The 18612-nt window shown below is 51.5% G+C and carries 12 protein-coding genes and 1 pseudogene; 2 read left to right on the top strand and 11 right to left on the bottom strand.

The features are described 5' to 3' along the window. Positions 1-413 precede the first annotated feature (413 nt). Together ACOJTG_RS03900 and ACOJTG_RS03895 are read left to right on the top strand one after the other, a co-directional pair. Positions 414-638 (top strand): annotated as a pseudogene (locus tag ACOJTG_RS03900) (helix-turn-helix domain-containing protein); the annotation flags it as partial. A 15-nt stretch (positions 639-653) separates the two neighbouring features. Then, positions 654-1547, top strand: coding sequence for a substrate-binding domain-containing protein (locus tag ACOJTG_RS03895; RefSeq protein WP_420152613.1), 894 nt, complete (start codon positions 654-656; stop codon positions 1545-1547). A gap of 445 nt (positions 1548-1992) precedes the next feature. Here the strand turns inward: ACOJTG_RS03895 and ACOJTG_RS03890 are convergent, their stop codons facing one another. The 11 genes from ACOJTG_RS03890 to ACOJTG_RS03840 all read right to left on the bottom strand — a co-directional run bounded on the left by ACOJTG_RS03890 (position 1993) and on the right by ACOJTG_RS03840 (position 18607). Continuing rightward, positions 1993-3951: a sialate O-acetylesterase gene (locus ACOJTG_RS03890; RefSeq protein WP_420152612.1), complete on the bottom strand. Its 1959-nt coding sequence runs from the start codon at positions 3949-3951 to the stop codon at positions 1993-1995. Positions 3952-3962: 11 nt separating this feature from the next. After that, positions 3963-5321, bottom strand: a complete 1359-nt coding sequence (locus ACOJTG_RS03885; RefSeq protein ID WP_420152611.1) for a glycoside hydrolase family 140 protein — start codon at positions 5319-5321, stop codon at positions 3963-3965. Positions 5322-5400: 79 nt separating this feature from the next. Further along, the gene (locus ACOJTG_RS03880; protein ID WP_420152610.1) at positions 5401-6297 is read right to left on the bottom strand and encodes a sugar phosphate isomerase/epimerase family protein; all 897 of its coding nucleotides are present in this window, start codon (positions 6295-6297) and stop codon (positions 5401-5403) included. An 18-nt stretch (positions 6298-6315) separates the two neighbouring features. Further along, positions 6316-7209, bottom strand: a complete 894-nt coding sequence (locus ACOJTG_RS03875; RefSeq protein ID WP_420152609.1) for a phytanoyl-CoA dioxygenase family protein — start codon at positions 7207-7209, stop codon at positions 6316-6318. 16 nt (positions 7210-7225) lie between these two features. Then, entirely contained in the window at positions 7226-8386 is a 1161-nt protein-coding gene (locus ACOJTG_RS03870) for a Gfo/Idh/MocA family protein (RefSeq protein WP_420152608.1), read from the bottom strand. A gap of 3 nt (positions 8387-8389) precedes the next feature. After that, positions 8390-9247, bottom strand: a complete 858-nt coding sequence (locus ACOJTG_RS03865) for a sugar phosphate isomerase/epimerase family protein (RefSeq protein WP_420152607.1) — start codon at positions 9245-9247, stop codon at positions 8390-8392. 168 nt (positions 9248-9415) lie between these two features. Next, positions 9416-11101 carry a RagB/SusD family nutrient uptake outer membrane protein gene (locus ACOJTG_RS03860; protein WP_420152606.1) on the bottom strand — a complete coding sequence of 562 codons (1686 nt, stop codon included), beginning with the start codon at positions 11099-11101 and terminating at the stop codon, positions 9416-9418. A 15-nt stretch (positions 11102-11116) separates the two neighbouring features. Then, complete coding sequence (locus ACOJTG_RS03855; protein ID WP_420152605.1) at positions 11117-14308, bottom strand: SusC/RagA family TonB-linked outer membrane protein; 3192 nt, start codon at positions 14306-14308, stop codon at positions 11117-11119. 52 nt (positions 14309-14360) lie between these two features. Continuing rightward, on the bottom strand, positions 14361-15368 hold the full coding sequence (locus ACOJTG_RS03850) for a glycoside hydrolase family 5 protein (protein WP_420152604.1): 1008 nt from the start codon (positions 15366-15368) through the stop codon (positions 14361-14363). 417 nt (positions 15369-15785) lie between these two features. Further along, a complete protein-coding gene (locus tag ACOJTG_RS03845) occupies positions 15786-17822 on the bottom strand; it encodes a PQQ-binding-like beta-propeller repeat protein (RefSeq protein WP_420152603.1) in 2037 nt (678 codons plus the stop codon). A gap of 275 nt (positions 17823-18097) precedes the next feature. Next, positions 18098-18607 carry a GNAT family N-acetyltransferase gene (locus ACOJTG_RS03840; protein ID WP_420152602.1) on the bottom strand — a complete coding sequence of 170 codons (510 nt, stop codon included), beginning with the start codon at positions 18605-18607 and terminating at the stop codon, positions 18098-18100. Positions 18608-18612 lie beyond the last annotated feature (5 nt).

The following is an 18612-nucleotide window of genomic DNA, read 5'->3' as shown; positions in this document are numbered from 1 at the left end:
ACGTTGTGATCATCGGCAATCAATACCCGTATCATCGCTTTAGTGGCCTTGGGTTGAGGTACAGGCGAAAACTCCCGGGACGGAGGCAGTGTTAAGGGCATGAGCCATTATGAAATAATTGTTTATTAGGTTAAGTTTTTTAGGGGACTATCGATAGCAAGCGTTGCTGTCACTGAGCTTCCATCAATAGAAATTTGTTCAGCAAAAATAGGATTAATTAGATATACGTCGATTAGGGAAAACCCTTTATTCGAAAAAATCTAGGGTATACCCTAGGGCTGGCCTTTTGTAAAGCTTCGATTGAAGCTGGTAGTTTTACTTCGAATGAAGCGGATCGGGTTTCGTACAAGAATTATTTTATGATTCTCAAAGGCGTTTGGGTACGGCTGATACCCTGATTTTCTAACCTCGAAATTAATGGATTAAACCTGAAAGCTTCCCATCATCCTAACCCAGAATGTATTAACTTTGATAAAAATCTTCAGCTTATCAAACACAAGGATAAACAGATCGGAATCAAGGATATCGCCCGGCACGCCAATGTTTCCATTGGCCCTGTCGATCGTGTATTACACAATCGCGGTGGCGTATCCCAGGAAACGCGGGAACGTATTCTCAAGGCCATTGAAGAGCTGAATTACCAGCCTAACCTGTTGGCCAGTCGCCTGAAATCCACGAAAGAATACGTAGTGGCGGTCCTGCTTCCGCAGGCTACCAAAGAAATTCCCTTCTGGCATGATCACATATTAGGGGTTGAACAGGCGGAGAAGGAAATCCGGCAACTGGAAGTCACGACCAAGGTGTTTTATTTCGATCAAAATAGCGAAGATTCCTTTCGGGAGCGGGTTAACGAAATCATGGCCGATACGGTTGACGGCGTCTTTATGGTACCCGTATTTTACGAGGAAGCCATTCGTTTGCTCCGGCACTGTCAAAAGAGTCAGGTGCCCTGCCTGTTATTTGATACGAATCTGCCGGATGAAACTGGTGTCCGTTATATCGGACAAAACGCTTATGATAGTGGCTATCTGGCGGCCGAACTGCTTTCTTATTGCATCCCTCCCGACGGTACGATCCTGTTAGCCAATATTGTACAGGAACACGATAACCACCTACAGTTCGCTAAACGGGAAGAGGGCTTCCTGGCTTTTTTCCGGGAAACTTCCCTCCCTACTAAGCTTATTGAGTTCGAATCCCGTCGCGGTTTTTCGAAGGAGATTGCTCAGAAATTGGCTGAGGTAATCCGGCAGACGCCGAACCTAAACGGTATTTTTACAATCAACGGCGTACAACACGTCGCTCAGGTGCTTGAACAGCAGGGATTTACGGACTATAGGCTTATTGGTTACGATATTATTCCCGAAACTATTCACCACTTGGAAAATGGTACGATTCACTTTCTCATCAGTCAGCAACCCAAAATGCAGGCTTACGAAGGAATCAAGCTTTTATCCCAAAGTATTCTACTGAAGAAAGATTTACCGGAAAGCTATTATCTGCCGATTGACGTGGTGATGAAGTCGAATTTGAAGTATCATGTGAAGTAAGAATTCTTTCTTTTACTTCTTCTACTCTTTCTCTTTCAGGCTGTATATCCTGTATATAGAAACCTGATGATAACTATTGACAATCAACTTTTATCGGAGGATGAATACTTCGTCCTGCAGGCACGGCTGGTCTTTTAGTCCGTATCGCGAACACTGCTCACCTCCTCTTGCTCAAGGCCACCGCATTGCCGAGGCGGTAGGCAGCTTTTCGCGATAGGACAGGGATCGGTTTTATGTCGTCCATGCAGGTTTTCACTTGAATTCTGGCAACTAGTTTTTTTATTCTGTTTTTGACTACTGGGTTAAGGATGGAATCACTATAGAACGTTTATCATGGAAGGCGGCTTAGATCCACACTGAGAAATTTCATCATGAAAGGGGTTTAGTCTAATGCCGCCCGTGCAGAAAATTGCTAATGACCCCTTACTTACAACAAACAACCAATCTACCGCTCATACTTTCGCTTTTCCGTCACTCCTGGCCATTGGTCGGTGCGGAAGGAGTTTAGGGGGAGGCCTTCGGTGTTGAAGACGTTGGCTTCGACGGGGGCGTCGGACCAGGCGTAGCGAACGGCCTGGGGTTTGGGGACGCTGGGATGGGATACTTCGATGGTATTGCCTTTGATTTGGGCCTGGGCATAGTGGAAAACCCGGTCGGCTCCGGCGATCTCGAAGCCTTTGACGTAACCGTATTTGTCTTTTACGATCAGCCCATGCTCCGCGAATTTGAAACAGAGTAGGGCTTTATTTCCCTGGAATTGTACGGTATCCAGCATGGGTGAGTTATAAGCCATGGGTTGGCCATAATCAACGTGCAGGGCTTGGATCGCCAGTCGATGGCCTACCTCCTGCTTGTTGGTGGGGTGAATGTCGGTGGCATTGCCAATGTCCGTCGTAACGGCCATTCCGGTTTTCGGCAATTGTAACGTCATCGTCTGGGCTTCCCGTAGCTCCGCCCAAGCACTGCCCTGGTTGCTACTCTGATCGGTGCCAAAGCTCGAAAGTTGTACAAAATAGAAGGGCAACGTCTCGCCCCAGCCTTGCCGCCAGTCGTTGATCAGCAGGAGAAAACTCCGGCGGTACTGATAAGCCCGATCGGCATTGTTTTCACCCTGATACCACAAAACACCCCGAATACCGAACGGAATCAGCGGGGCCAGTTTGGTATTATAAACCGTTGTCGGCAGACGATTTAGCATGGGTACGAAACTGTGCGGTTCGGCCAGTGAAGGCATGATTTTCCAGTCCGAAACCAAACTGATTTTGTCGGTTTCACTGGCTACGTACAGGTGTTGAAGGGTACCCAGCAAGCCCAGTCCAAACCATTCGGGATTCGTCCGCTTCTGGAGTTTCATCACAAGCTGATTTGCTGCCGATTTCCAGGTATGGGCGGGTAATTTGATTTCTTGAATCCCTTTTACGACGCCCTCCGCAATCTTTTCCCCGTTGAGATATACTTCCGTCGGACTGTCAGTATCGGCCAACACCAGCGTAGTCGGCTGACTGGCCATTGCGGCGGGTATCTGGATGTTCCGGCCCATATAACCATTGCCTTTGAAAGCAAACAGTCCCCGATAGTACCATTGTCCAATCGGATCATACAGCGGAACCCACTTCGAAAAGTCTACGTCAGGACCGAGGAATTTTTGTTCATCCGCCATCGTAGGAACGTAGGTAGCACGGCCATAAAATTTCTGCCGGAAGTTCTGTTCACTCAGCGAATCCGCTTCGGCCCAGGTAGCGGGCAGGCGTTGGGCATTTTCCCGAAGTTCGGGATCCGAAAGCAAGGCTTCTTTACTGATCCAGCCCTCGATGTCGGAACCTCCCCAGGACGAATGCAGCAGACCAATGGGTACATTCAGCTTTTGATACACTTCCCGAGCGAAGAAAAAGCCAACCGCCGTAAAGCCGCCCACCGTCTGGGGTGAACAGACCTGCCACTCGCCCGTTTTCAAATCCGTGTGCGGCGTCAGATCCAGCTCATTGGCTACTCGGAAATGGCGAATCTGCGGGTAGTTGGCATCTTTGCGTTCGGTTTCATACTGCTGGGCACGGTCTACCGCCCATTCCATATTCGACTGCCCCGAGCAAAGCCATACTTCCCCCAGCAACACGTCGCTGATGGACGTGTTACCCGATTTGGCAGAAACGCGTAGTTCATACGGGCCACCCGCTTCCATCGCCGGAAAGCGAACCGTCCATTTGCCCTGAGCATCCGCTTTGGCCGTTTGGGTACTGCCCGCCAGTACCACCGTCACGTTCTCCTTCGGCTGAGCCCAGCCCCATACGGGAATGGGTTTCTGCCGTTGCAGGACTACGTGATCAGCAAACAGGCGAGCCAACCGTACCTGACCCGAAACGGAAAGGCTTACTAGCCCCAGTAAGCAAAGGAGAAGCTTTTTCATGCCAAATCCATTTACAACGAGCGGAACGACCGTGAGGCGTCATCCAGTACCAGCACCCAATCCTGATCGTTGCCCTGACTGGGAGGGGTAAAGGTTTGCACGCCAGTATTAGGCATCATCCCCGCTTTCTGAGCCTTCCCGGTTCGGGGATTGTACCAGGAAGCTTTTACTTCTTTCCCGGAAATGATACCCATTTGTACCTGAAAGGGTTGTCCCGAAGAAGAATAGACAAAGGCGTAATCGCTGCCCCGCGTGGCCTGAATCCGTTTTTTAGGATCGTTGGAATTTGTACCGGGAACCAAGGTTTGGTCCGGAATCCGATCCAGATACGGACGCGACTCCATCAGCTTGCGAACGTAGGGCATCGTCCGGGCGGCGGGCAAGTCGAGCGACTCGTACCAGGGTTTGGTGGGATCAATGTAGCCTTTACGACCCGGTACGTACATTTGCCAGATGTTGTTACAGCCGTAGGTAAACCCATGAGCCCCGGCAAAGAGACTTTGGTACGCTTTCCGGCGTACGTCGTTCGGATCGGCGTAACCGTTTTTTTTCAGGTCGAAACACACGGGAATTTCTTCGTACAAGGGTTCACCGTCCATCGTAGGTTTTACGGGTGCCAGCCGGTAATCCTGCGAAATCTGTTCCCATACCTTGCTGTCCGCACAATGTCCCGTCTGGAATAGATTAAAGTCCAGCCAGTCGTCGGTATGAAACCAGGTGGAAGAACTCGTCTGCGGATGGAACGTCATCAAGGCCTTGTCCGCCCCGCCTACGCCTTCCGTCACGCCTTTCGCTAAAGCCCGCCAGACCTCTACGTCCGCCGACCCCTTCCGGGGATTGCGGTCACCGCCGATCACCCAAATGATGTTTTTACGATGTTTATAGCGTTCGCCCAAGTATTTGCCGTAGGCGTAAATCGATTTCTCGTTGAAAATTTCCGGCCCAATGCCCCACTTATCTTTATGCAGTTTATCCCCCCAGGTCGGCAGCAAGGCCACGTGCAGACCCATGCGGTCCGCCTGCTTCAGGATGTAATCGACGTGGGTGAAATAGGCCTCATTGGGCTGACTCGGATCGGTATTCAGAAAAGGAACCTGTCCGTAAGCATTGGGATCCCGCAGGCCATCGTGCTCGGCCAGTACTACGGCCTGAATCACGGTAAAGCCTTTTTTCTTCCGGTTTTTCAGGTATTTTTTGGCATCCGCCCGGTCGAGTCGGTGGAATAGCTCCCAGGCCGTATCACCCAGGTAAAAGAAGGGTTTCCCATTTTGGTAAACCAGGAAACGTTTGTTGTCACTCACGCGTAAGTCCGTTTGGGCGTGAGCGAGCAGGGAGAGAAAGAAGAAGGCAAATAGAAAACGAAAACGCATAAGTCAGGATGCCGAAGCAGATGGTACTAAAACTAAAAAACTTCCCAAAACGCTAAAAGTTTCGGGAAGTTGGAAAGGCTTACTGGTAGGTTTTAAGCGTAGCGGTATCTCCCCAGGATTTGAGAATTTTCTGGAGTCCGTCCATATTCAGCCGAAGGCCCACTTCCGCATCTGGTGCGGTATCCTCATTGATGATCCCGATGGGTCCGCGGTATTTGCTTTGCTGGACGATTCGCATCATCCCGGCTTCGGCGTCACCCTGACCAATGGGCACGACCTTCACCGGATTTCCCTTTTTCAGTCCCGCCAGATTTAGAGCCATCAGGTGCGGAAGCATTTTTGGGAAGAAAACCGGGAACCGTTCGATGTGTTCTTCCGCGTGGTGGAAGTTATACACGATTCCGAGGTTGGGCTTTTTGAGGTACGCAATGATTTTCAACTGATTTTCGGGTTCGCCAAACCAGCCGCCGTGGTTGTACAATCCAACCGTACAGCCTAGCTCCGCAGCCCGGTCGGCAATGTACTGAACGGGACGGGCAACGGCTTTGACCTTTTCTTCCTCGCTCATGGCGTCCAGGCCTTTGATGCCGCCAATCATGCACCAGATTTGCATCTTCGCTTTCTGACGTTTCAGGACTTCGAACACGGCCTGTAGGCCCTTGTCCTCTTCCGGATTGGGTCCGGAGTATAGCCAGAAAGCCTCAAACTTTATATGGTGTTTCCGGCAGGCCTCAAACTCTTCGTCGAAGGTCGGGATGTGTTTTTCCCGCCAATCGTAGGCGAGTTTGGTAATGCCCAGCTGATTGAGCATTTCGGCCCGTTCGACCGGACCCCGGTTTTTAGTATCAAAAGGCACAATACACCAAGCCACCAGATTGTCGCGGGCGTAGATACTTTTCGCTTTTCGCTGAGCCGTTGCGGATTTAGCGGATAGAAAGAGCAGGGCCAGAAGCGGGAAGAAAAGAAAACGTTTCATAGGAAAATCAATAGGCCCTTACACGGCGAGTTCATTGGGAAAATTGTACGACCACTTCCAGGTCTGACTCATGTCGGGGTACTGACGACGGCATTCGAGGTACTCTTCCATCATGCGTCGCATCGTCGGACTGAGCGTGTCGAGGTACTGGGGCGTCAGCAGATCGCCGTTGAGCAGGTAAAAATGCCAGGTCGGCGGGAAGTTTGCACTGTGGTAACCCATGTGTAAGGTCCGACGGGGAATCTTCATTTTTTCCGTGAAACCCCGGTGAATCAGATTATTGTTGTACAAAACCGCCTGACCCGCTTTCAAAGGCACGGGAATGCCGCCGGGCATTTCAACCCCCACGGGGGCGTAATGTTTCGATCCCCGAAAGGCTTCGTCTTCTTCCGGCGTATTGGGCCGGTTGTGACTGCCGGGTACGACCCAAAGCGAGTTTTCATCTACCAGCGGCAGGTTAATCTGTACGCTGTTGTGAAAGCGTTCGGGCGAGAACAGCCAGTCTTCAATTTCATTCTGCGGAATCTGGATGATGTCGCGGTGCCAGCCCAGCGAGTATTCCGTCCCTTCATTCGCAGCCAGAATCGAAGCGTTATTGACAATCAGATTTGGCCCGAGCAGCTCTTCCACCGTCTTCAGAATCACGGGGTGGTGAAAGGCGTGGTGAATCGACTCCGTACCGGGCTTGGTCAGCAGGTGGAAGTAGTACTGCCGGGCCTCTTTTCCAAAGTCCTTGATTTCATCCCCTAAGTGCTGAAAGGATGAACTACGCTTCTCTGTATCAGCCGATTGAATTTTTGGACTGATCAAGGCATCCATCACTTCGCGGAAATCATCGATTTCCTGTGGTGTCAATACATCGACGATTACAAAGCCGTCGCGTTCAAATTTTTCTTTGTTAGAGGATTCCATAGTACTAGGGTTTGGTTTAACTGATAATCACTTGCTGGTGCCTTTCGGCGGAGGTAAGTCCGGCCTCGAGTACCCGAAGAATCTTCAGGCCATCCGAGAAATTGGGTGTAATGGTTTGTTTGGTTTCAATCGCGTCAATAAAATCCACCACGGCGTGCACAAAGGCGTGTTCATAGCCGATGATGTGCCCGGCGGGCCACCAGTGCTGCATGTAGGGATGCGAGCCGTCGGTCGCCAAAATGGTCCGGAAACCCTGGTACCCTTCGGCGTCTTCGCGGGAGTAGTACTGCAATTCGTTCATCCGTTCCAGATCGAACAGCAGACTGCCCTTACTGCCGTAGATTTCGAACGTCAACCCGTTTTTCTTACCCGTCGCAAATCGCGTCGCTTCAAATGAACCGATGGCTCCGCTGGTAAACTGAACGAGCATCAGGGCGGCGTCTTCGACGGTTACCTCTCCTTTGGCCTCACCCTTGCTTTCAGCTTTAAGATTGCCCGAAGTCGATTCATCGGCCAGCGGACGTTCCTTGATGAAGTTGGTCGTCAGGGCCGACACCGTCGCGATGTCGCCCACCAGAAAATGAGCCAGATCCACGGCGTGCGAGTTCAAATCCCACTGGGGTCCGGCCTGAGCGGTTTCTTTGCGGAGTTGCCAGGTAAGCGGAAAACTGGGGTCTACAATCCAGTCCTGCTGATAGGCACACCGCCAGTGAAAAATCCGGCCGATTTTGCCTTCGTCGATCATGCGTTTGGCCAGAGCAACGGCGGGCGTACGGCGGTAGTTGTGGTTGAGGTAATGAACGACCTTATGGTCTTCGCATACCTTCAGCATCTCTTCCGCCTGCTGGCTATTCATCGCCAGCGGTTTTTCGCAGAAAATGTGTTTGCCTTCCTTCGCCGCCGCTAAAGCCACTTCGTAATGCAGTTGCTGAGGCAAAGCAATATCGATAATGTCGATGTCGGGACGGGCGACGAGTTTCTTCCAGTCCGTCTCCGTTTCCTGCCATCCCCACTGTTGGGCAAATTCCTTGAGGGAAGCTTCGTGCCGTCCGCAGGCGACTTTCAGGACCGGTTGAGCCGATACATCAAAAAATAACGGTGCTTTTTTCCAGGCGTTGCTGTGGGCCTTGCCCATGAACTTGGTACCGACGATACCGACGTTGAGTTGTTTTTCCATGCGTTAGAGCGTTTTAGTCAGTGAACGGAGCGCCTGTATGCTTTGTTTGACGACTTCTTCTTCCCGGTCGGTATAATCGGGGTGCAGAAAATCGACCTCCACTGCCAGGAAGCCCTGATAGTTATGCTGACTTAAAAGCTCGGCGAGGCGTTCGTTCGGAATCAGGCCCTCGCCCGTGGGTACGCAGGAAAAGAAATACCACTCGTTAACGGGCACGCCTTTGACCGGTTTCAGGTCTTTGATGTGCGTGGCGAATACGTACGGGGCCAGTTTCTCCATCGCCTGGATGGGATCATCGAGCACCCGCAGGAAATTTCCGGAATCGAAATTCACGCCAAAATACGGCGAGTTCACGCCCTGAATCAGTTGCAGAATTTCGTCTGAATTGTAATCAATGTGATTCTCCACGGCCAGTTTCACACCGTATCGCTCGGCTATTTTTGTGGCTTCGGAAAACATTCGGGTCAGCTTTTCGAGCTGCGGACCGTGCGGCTCAAAGCGGAACATCAGACTACTGCCGACGACTCGCATCACCGGGGCACCAATCTGCTGGGCGTATTCGATGTGCTCGATCATTTCCTCAAACGCCCGCTCGTTCTTGCCGCCTTCCAGCCCGTCGGGATGACCCCAGGCATACACCCGGTCGAGGCCCGTGCGGTCGAGATGAGTTTTTACATCATCGAGATACGCCTTATCGAATTTGGGGATGAAGCACGATTCGAGGGATACCCCGTCAATGCCCAGCGTTTCCGTTTTCGTCAGAAAATCTTCAAACGTCAGGATTTTGTCGGGCTGATTTTGTCCGGCGTACACTTCGCCAAACAGGCGGTGGTAACAGTAGCTGTCGATGCCAACTTTCATAAAACGTTGATTAGTGGTTTAGGTACTCTTTTTCGCAAATAGCTGAAAAAATACCAGCTCGACCCAGAGAAATCAGGAATTTGAGTAGGGCGGCGTCAACACTGGTCCGGTTGGCGGTCTCGGACCAGCCTTATTCCCGAAGGAATTATGACCCCGCCCTACTGAAACTTACCAGCCCGGATTGTTTTCATTGATGGCCGTATTTCCGTTGATTTCGTTCAGCGGCAGCGGCAACAACAAATGTTTCTCCTGACGACGTTTGATGATGTTATTGGCGTCAATATCAATGGCATTCATGACTTGCAGGTAGATGCCCCAGCGGCGAATATCCCAGGCCCGGTGTCCTTCCAGGGCCAGTTCGCGTTGACGTTCCTGCAGGATGAAGGAACGCAATTGCTGCTGATTGAGGTTGGCAGCATCGCTGGCTCCACTGCGACGACGTACTTTGTTGAGAGCCTCGTAGGCATCAGCCGTCGGACCGTTGACTTCGTTTTCGGCTTCGGCGAAAATCAGTAAGGTTTCGGCGTACCGCAGGAACGGAAAGGGCATATCAGACCGCTGTACCGTCCGGTCAGAGACCTGAGCGTACTTGCTCAGCTTGGCCGTGTGAAACTGGTCGGCGGAATAAACATCCGTAGGCTGGTAACCTTCCGCCGTGGGTACAGTCCCACTGTTTTTCACTTTCAGACTGTCTTTAGCGGGGTAGTAATGCCAGGCGGCGTTACTGAACATCCGCCAGCGGTGCTGTACGCCTTCGGTAATTCGCTGGTCTTTTTCCTCGAAGAGTTCGTACCAGTGGTCCGACATGGCGTACAGGGCCCCGTCGATGGAACCGTTCGCCATCAGATACCCTACGTAATGGTATGACAGGAAGTTACCGAAGATCTCCGATCCCGTGATGGCGTTCATCTGCCAGAGGTGCTCGCCCTTATTACGGTTGCCGATGGTCCAAGTATCCATATACCGCGGGAACAGATCGATGGGTGAACCGGCTTTCTGCATGTCAATTACTTCTTTAGCTTTATCGCGGGCCAGTTTGAAGTATTGAGCCGCATCAAAGGATTCGTGACCCGCTACCACGCTCTTGGTGTAGGTAGTGGCCGTCGGCTGGATGCGACGCACGACGCCGTTGACCGTCTCCCGTTGCCGCCCACCCAGTACGGTCACCTGGGCTCCCTTCAGGGCTCCGGAAGCCATCGTTACGTAGACTTTAGCCAGTAAGGTTTTAGCCGCTTCCTGACTCAGCCGACCCGTTTCGTAGCGAGCGTTGGTGCGGGTGTACAGCATCGTCTCGGCCATTTTCAGGTTTTCGATGATGTGGGCGTACACGTCAGGTACGGAGGCCCGGGGCTGGTTCGTGTTTTCGCCTTCGGTTACGGATTTTTTGAAGATGGGGATGGGTCCGTACGCCCGAACGAGCATGTAATACGCCCAGCCCCTGAGGAAGTACAACTGGCCGAGGGCGTTGTTTTTCGAAGCGTCGTCGATCGTGATCTGACTGACTTTCGTAATGGCGAAATTACAGCGTTCGATCAGCGTATAAGGACCACCCCAGAAGGTGTTGATGTCGGAGGTAGACTGGAAGTTCCCCGCTCCCATCGCCTGGAATGCGTAATCCTTGCCGGTTACATCGTCGGCGTCCACTTCCAGCGGACGGTTGTAGACGGCATACTGAAAAAAGGATCCGCTGTTCAAGGTATTCAGTACGCCATTGACCCAGAGCTTGGCGTCGGCTTCGGTAGTCGTTCCCACCTGATCAGGACCGACGAAATCATACGGCGTTTCTTTCAAAGCATCCTTGCAGGACGTGCTGGCCAGTACCAGGGCTACTAATGCTATATGTATCTTTTTCATAGAAAGTTCGGAGGATTAAAAGGAAGCTTTGAAGCCCAGCGTAATGGTTCGGTTGTTGGGATACGAGTTCATATCCACGCCCCGGCGGGAGGCATCGCCCCCGAAGGAGTTCACGTCGGGATCGTACCAGCTGTACTTCGAGAAGGTCAGCAGGTTACCCAGACTACCGTATACATTCAGTGATTCGACGTATTTCACTGGCGTCTTGAAGGTATACCCCAGGTTGACCGTTTTCAGTCGCAGGTAAGAAGCGTCCTCCAGATACCGATCCGAGAACAGCATCACCCGTACCTGCGAGGCATCGGCCCGGGGCCATTTGGCATCGGCTTTGTTGTCTTCCGTCCAGCGGGTATCGTAGGCCCACTGCGGTACGTTGCCCAACTGGTTCATCCGTACTTTCAGCAGGTTGGTGTTGACGATATTGCCCCCCTGTACGCCCTGGAAGAAGATACTGAGGTTGAAACCTTTGTAGGAAAAGTTGTTCGTGAAACCGTAGGTGAAATCCGGGTTAGTATTGCCGATGATCGTACGGTCGGTACTCTCGCTGATACTGGCCGGATTGTTATCCATGTTTTTGTACTTGATCTCGCCCAGTTTCGAACGAAGCTGCGTTTCTGACCAGTTGGCAAACTGCGGATCGGCCCGTACTTCGGCAATGTCGTCGTAGTAACCGTCTTCTACCAGTCCGTAGATCGTGCCGATGGGGTATCCATTCCGCTGAATGAAGATGTTATCGTAGGAATAGTACAACCGCTGAGCAAACTGGTCGGCGGGCAGATCCATGATCTTGTTGCGGTTGAAGGAAATATTGGCGTTCAAATCCCACTTGAAGGCATTCTGCTGCACCAGTGTTCCCACCGCCGTAATCTCCAAGCCTTTGTTTTCCACCGTTCCGTAATTGGTCAGCATGGTATTGAAGCCGTTGCTGGGGGCAATCTGGATGGTTTGGAGCAGGTCTTTCGTATGCTTCTTGTACAGATCGACGGTTACATTGAAACGGTTATTCATGAAACCAAAATCAACGCCGAAGTCATACTGCGTGGTCGTTTCCCATTTGATGTTTGGATCAACCAGACCGCGACCGTTATCGACCGCAAAACCACTCTGTTCGGATCCACCAAAAGGTACGTTGGCAATCGTCGTGGCGTAGATACTGCCGTAAGGTCCGATGCCCTGATTACCCGTTTGTCCGACACTCGTCCGTACTTTCAGCGTCGAGAATACACCTAGGTTGCGGATGAATTCTTCTTCGCCCGCGTTCCAGGCCAGAGCAAACGAGGCAAAGTTGGCCCACTTGTTGCGGATGGCGAATTTGCTGGAACCATCACGGCGGAAGGAAGCCGTGAAGAGGTATTTGCCGTCGTAGCTATAGTTAACCCGACCCAGTACCGACATCAGCGCGTTGTCGTTCCGACCGTTTTGCAGCGGTGAAGGACGCAGACCTGCCCGGAGGTTAAAGTTTTTGGTAAGGTCCGTTGGGAAACCAGTAGCCGACATCGTTTTGTACTCGGAAACGCCTTTTTCGTAGGTGTAAGCGGCTACGGCGTTGATGTTGTGCTTCGTACCGAACGTTTTGATGTAGGTCAGAATCGACTCCATCGTCAATTGCGAGTAGTTATTATCGCTCACCATGCCGAAGCCATTGACGGGCGTGCGGCCTTCGTTCAGATCGCGTCCGTAGTAAATTTCCCGCGAATTGAGGTTGTAGTTATACCCCATGCGTTGCCGGAAATTCAGGGCGGGCGTAAAGTTCAGTTGAGCAAACGCCGTGGTGTACACGCGGGTCGAGTACGTAAAATCACGGGCCGACTGCGTGGTTTTGTAGGGATTGGCCAGATTAGAGGTATTGATCAGCGATTCCCGGAAGGCCGAGTTCGGATCGTTCACCGGGTACGTAGACGGGAAAAAAATCGTCGAACTGATCAGACTGGGCTGAGCTCCGGACGTATTGGTTTTACCTAATTGATAGGTCGTGTAGGCAATGTTGTTGCTCGTACCGATCGTCAGTAATTTACCAATTTTGCGTTCGAGGTTGAATTGCAGGCTGTACCGTTTGAAACCGGAGTTGAGCAATACACCTTGCTGATCCAGGTAATTCCCCGAAATCAGGTACGTGCCGCGATCATTTCCACCCGAAACCGACAGCGTATAATCCTGCGTAACGGCGGGGCGGAATACTTCATCCTGCCAGTTGGTACCTTTGAAACCAGCCGGATACTGAGTGCCTTCGGGTAAACCGTCACGGTAGTCTTCTGGTCCGGGCAGGTACGTATTTTCACCCAATACTGGGTCGCGGCCAATTTTCCCCGGAAAAGGCACTTCCAACGTCGTGCCGATGTACTTACTAGCATTGGCGTAAGCTTCGTTTTGAAACAGTGCGTACTGATAGCCATTCAGCATCGGAATGCGTTTCGATACTCGGCCCAAGCTCAGGTTGGTGGTGAATTCTACACGGTCTTTTCCGGCTTTGCCTTTTTTCGTCGTAATCAGCACAACTCCGTTGGCTCCCCGCGAACCGTAGATGGCGGTAGCGGAGGCATCCTTGAGTACTTCGATGCTCTCGATGTCCTGCGGGTTCATGTTGGCCAGTACGTTGATGGTTTGCATGGAACCTTCGGCTCCGGCGGGCGTAGCGGCGGAGGTGAACGGAATACCGTCGATGACGTACAGCGGTTCGCTACCCGTGAAAGAGTTGGCTCCGCGAATGGTCATGCTGATGCCACCACCCGGAGCACCGTCGCCTTTGTTGACGTTTACACCCGCAATTTGTCCCTGTAAACTCTGGTTGACGCTTACGGGAATATTGCGTAACAAATCCTGTCCTTTTACGGTCGCTACCGAACCGGTAAGGTCCCGGCGGTTGACTTGCCCGTAGCCAATAACAACGACTTCATTGAGTTTTTTGTCGTCTGATTCCAGTTCAACGTCCAGCGTTGTACGTCCTGCCAGAGCTATTTCCTGCGGCGTGTAGCCAACAAAAGAAAAAATCAGTGTGGCGTTGGCATCGGGTACGGAGATGCTGTACACCCCCACGGCATTGGTGACCGTTCCCGAGGTCGTTCCTTTGACGAGGATACTGACGCCCGGAAGTACTTCGCCCGTGTCTTTGGCCCGAGCCACGCCTTTGACGGTGGTAGTCTGAGTCCAGCCTTCTGAGGTTACCGCCAGGCACAAGAAAGCTAGCAACAATAGATAGTATTGTTTCATAGATATTAGGTTTAAAATGAACTGTAACAAGTAGTATGCGTGGGAGTCAGGATTAAAGCGTTAGGTATTTTTCCAGTATTTTCATTTGCGGCCGATCGACACCCTCCCGGGGGCTTACGGCGAGCGTGTAGTCTCCCCACCAGGGGCCCGCGGCCCAGTAGGTACCGCTCACCTGGTTTTCGCGGAGATACGCCAGGAACTGATCGAGGGTTTCGAGCCAGCGAGGATCCGTATCCGGCACGCCGTATTCACCGACGATTCCCTGAAAATGATTCGCTTTCAACCAGTTGACGAAGGGCTTTACTCGCTCGATTCCTTTCTGAGCCGAAGCTTCTTCTGTTAGGTAATCGTGTTTGTACGTTCCCGAACCGTCTTTATCGAAATACACGTGAGCTTCGAAAATCAGGTGTCGGGAAGGATCTTTCAGGTACTTGAGCGTATCACTGGCCCGTAACCAGCGTTCGCCCGAACTCCACTGATCGCCACCCACGAGAATGGCGGTTTTGGTATCCGTTTTCCGAATCTGCGTAATGCAGTGCTGGGCGATGGAAAACCAGGGGGTATCGGCTCGCAAATCGTGCGGTTCGTTCATCAAACCGTAGCCCCAAATGTTTGGGTACGACCGACAGGCCTGAGCCAGCTTTTGCCAGAGATCGCCGATGTGTTGGATAGAAACTCTTTCGGAACCAATCAGATATTCAGTCCCATCCATCTGCCGACGACCGTAATTATGCAAATCCAGAATAACCCAGAGTTTTCGTTGCTGGGCCTGCTTGATGACCTGTTTGATGCGAGAAAGCTCCCGGGCATCGAGCGGTCCGTTTAACTGGGGCTGAATCCGCTCCCATTTAAACGGTAAGCGAATCAGGATCAACCCTTTGGCTTTGAAATAATCCAGCTCGGAAGGCCGGGGGTACGTATAGGTTTTGTCGAATTCTCCCGGCATCGTGGACCCAAAATCCGCTCCAGCCAAATTTACGCCATAGGCTACGGGGTTTTTCTGACTGTACGCGGACCAGCTAGCCAACGCAAAACACACGCCTAGTAAAGCTTTACGCATACGAGGTTTATTGAATGAAATAGATTTAGAGGTAGTGTACTTCACTTGACAACCTTCCTGTCTATACGTCATCATTTTACAGGCTTTAATCGAAGGCTGTGAACTGATCGTATATTCGGAATTCTCGAAAATATCGGTTTGAGGTACGGAGGCAGTTACCGTATTTGCTCGTTCAAAAATTTAGGTAAAATCCTTGCCGTTCCACTCCGTAAGAGCTTAGCTTTTCATCTTTCGCTGGTATGGAATGGCTGACTCTGGTTTGACAAACTACGCTGGTGTGATGAAATAGTGTACGTTAACTATCTTATTCAAAAGTACTTTCCATTTCTGAATCTACCAACAAATTGTATACTTATTTATTTAAAAAATTGGATCAAAAGAGGTCGAAGGTGAACGTTACTCATTACTTCTGTAAAATCACTCCAGGGCAAAGGCGACATACGCATCGCCCGTCTTCGTACCCAGCTTCCCGCCACCCGTAGCCGCGATCACGACGTACTGTTTGCCATGAACCACATAGGTACTCGGAGTGGCGTACCCACCAAAGGGCAAGGTCGTTTCCCACAGTAGTTCACCCGTGTCTTTATCGAAAGCCCGGAATTTCTCATCACCCGTAGCGGCAATAAAAACAAGTCCGCCTTTGGTGACGATACAGCCGCCGAAGTTCTCGCGTCCGGTTACCGGAATACCCTTCGCCGTTAGTTCGGGGTATTCACCCAGCGGTTTTTTCCAGACGAGTTGACCCGTGTGCAGGTTAATGGCATTAAGCGTACCCCAGGGGGCTTTGGTAGCGGGATAATTTTCCTTATCCAGAAATTTGGTATAATTCATCGCCCGGTATACGGGTTTCTGATTGCTTTGCTTCACGGCCGTCTGGCTTTCCATATCCAGGAGAAACTCCGCCAGAGCCTGTACTTCGTCTTCTGAAATCTGGGAAAAAGCGGGCATGGCCCCCCGGCCATTTTTCACAATTTGAACTACATCCGGCTTTTTATACTTCTTAGAAAGGCTCGTTAAAGCCGGAATACCGCCATTTCCCTGTCGCTCGGAGCCGTGGCAACCGACGCAACCCTTCTCCAGATACACCCGCCGACCCGGATGCTGGGCAAAAGCTTCAGCCGATTTTTCCTTGGCGTTAATATCAATCATGGTAATGTGCCAGGCCAGCTCATTAGCATTCACGTACAAATTTCCGGTTGTCGGATCGTAAGCTCCGCCGCTCCATTCAGCTCCCCCGTGAATGCCGTAGTAAATCACGCCTTTCTGGGTTGGGGGCACGTACCAGCCCGTGTCCGCCTTTTCAAAGCGGGCGAGGGCATCGGCGTGAGCTTCGGGCGTACGGTCCGTTAAATCATTCCGCGTAACCACTTGTTTGGAAAAGGGCTGCGGCCAGCGAACGTACGGCTGCGTCGGGTAGGCCTGTTCGTCGAGTAAGGTAGATAGGGGTACGGGCCGCTCTTCTACATCCGACAACAATTCTCCCGTTAATCGATTGAATAAAAACACATTACCCGTTTTGGTTAACTGTACCACGCCGGGTACGGGTTTACCTTTGTAGTTAAAATCGGCCAGAATGGGAGCACAGGGTAAATCGAGATCCCACAAATCGCGGTGAATAACCTGATAATGCCAGGCATGTTGGCCCGTGTTGGCATTCAGGGCAACAATGCAGTTGCCGTACAGTTGGGAGCCTTCTTTACCCGGACGGTAGAAATCATTTTTCGGTTGACCCGTGGCAAAATACACCATGCCATTTTTAGGGTCTACTGACAATCCACCCCAGACGTTCACGCCCGCCCCATCCTTCCAGAAATCCGGATCACCCCAGCTCTCGTAGCCGAGTTGGCCGGGTTGGGGAATGGTATAAAAAGTCCAGCGTTTTTTGCCCGTACGCACGTCGAAACCGCTGACATTGGCCGGAGCACTCCAGCTCATCGAACCCACGATCACCAAATCGTTATAAATGACGGGCGAAGCCGGAGCCGTAATTTTCATATCCGACGCGGGTCGCATGTGACCCTCGTTCAAATCCATGCGACCACTCGTTCCGAAGCTTTCAATGGTTTTTCCGGTACGGGCGTCAATGGCCAGCAAGTAATGATTAGCGGTAAAGAGAATCCGTTGTTCGTTTCCTTCGTTCCAGTAAGCAATGCCCCGGTTGATGCCACCGAATTTTTCACCCGCCCGGGCCGGATTGTGACGCCAAATTTCCTGACCGTTGGTGGCATTCACTGCAATGATTTCCTGAGCGGGCGTTGTTACGTACATTACGCCGTCTACAATTAATGGATTGCCCTGAATGTTACCTGCCTTGTTGCCCGAGTGATACGTCCAGGCGACTTTTAGCCGGGATACGTTTTGTTTCGTGATCTGATCTGCTGCCGCAAAACGGGTTACGCCGGGATCACCACCCGTGATGGGCCAGTCCAGCGAAGCCGTGGTGGTCTGCGTCATACGTTTACAGGCAACCACGCCTGCTACGAGGCTTATACTCACCAAAACAAACCACCGGGATGTTACCGGCAAACGGGAAAGGATCAGGGGGCGAACCTTTTTCATACAGAGGCGTGCGTATCAATGGGTCGTCACTTCATGCGTTGTTACCACCTAATGGAACAGGAAACAAAAATGCAATAGTGTACGTACACCAAAGGTATAAAGAATAATTTATCCGAGAATTAATTTCATTAAAATTTGATGGAATATGCCTTTTTTAGAACCATTATAAGCTAGTTCCTGATTAGTCGCTTTTCAAAACCGACAAAGCGTAGATTGGGCCGAAAACCCAGTGAGAGTTCGCCGGCGTAGCGGTAGCCTAATTTGGGAAAGAGTCGTTGTGTAGCCTGATTCTGTGTATTAGTGTCCACGCGTAGTATGTGAATATTCCGATCAATGGCTAGTTGTTCGGCCTGTTCCAGTAATCGCTGGGCAATTCCTTTGCCTTGAAAATCGGGGTGCACGGCCAGTCGGTGCGTGACGATGGCGGACTCGGACAGATCCCAACCCAGTTGGGCATACTCGGCATCCTGATCAGTTGTCAGGGCCGCTACGCCCGCGATACTACCTTCGTACTCGGCCACCCAGAGCTGACCTAGCCGAATGTCTTCGCGAAATACCTCGGCATTGGGGTACGATTCATCCCATTGCAGGTTGCCGGAAGCTTGCATGAGGGGAACCACGCGTTGCAGTAAGGTTACCAGAGCGGGCAGGTCGGATTCGGTGGCGAGACGGATAAGCATTTTTT

Source organism: Siphonobacter sp. (assembly GCF_048595215.1).
Taxonomy (GTDB): domain Bacteria; phylum Bacteroidota; class Bacteroidia; order Cytophagales; family Spirosomataceae; genus Siphonobacter.
This window is presented reverse-complemented; position numbering and strand designations above follow the sequence as displayed.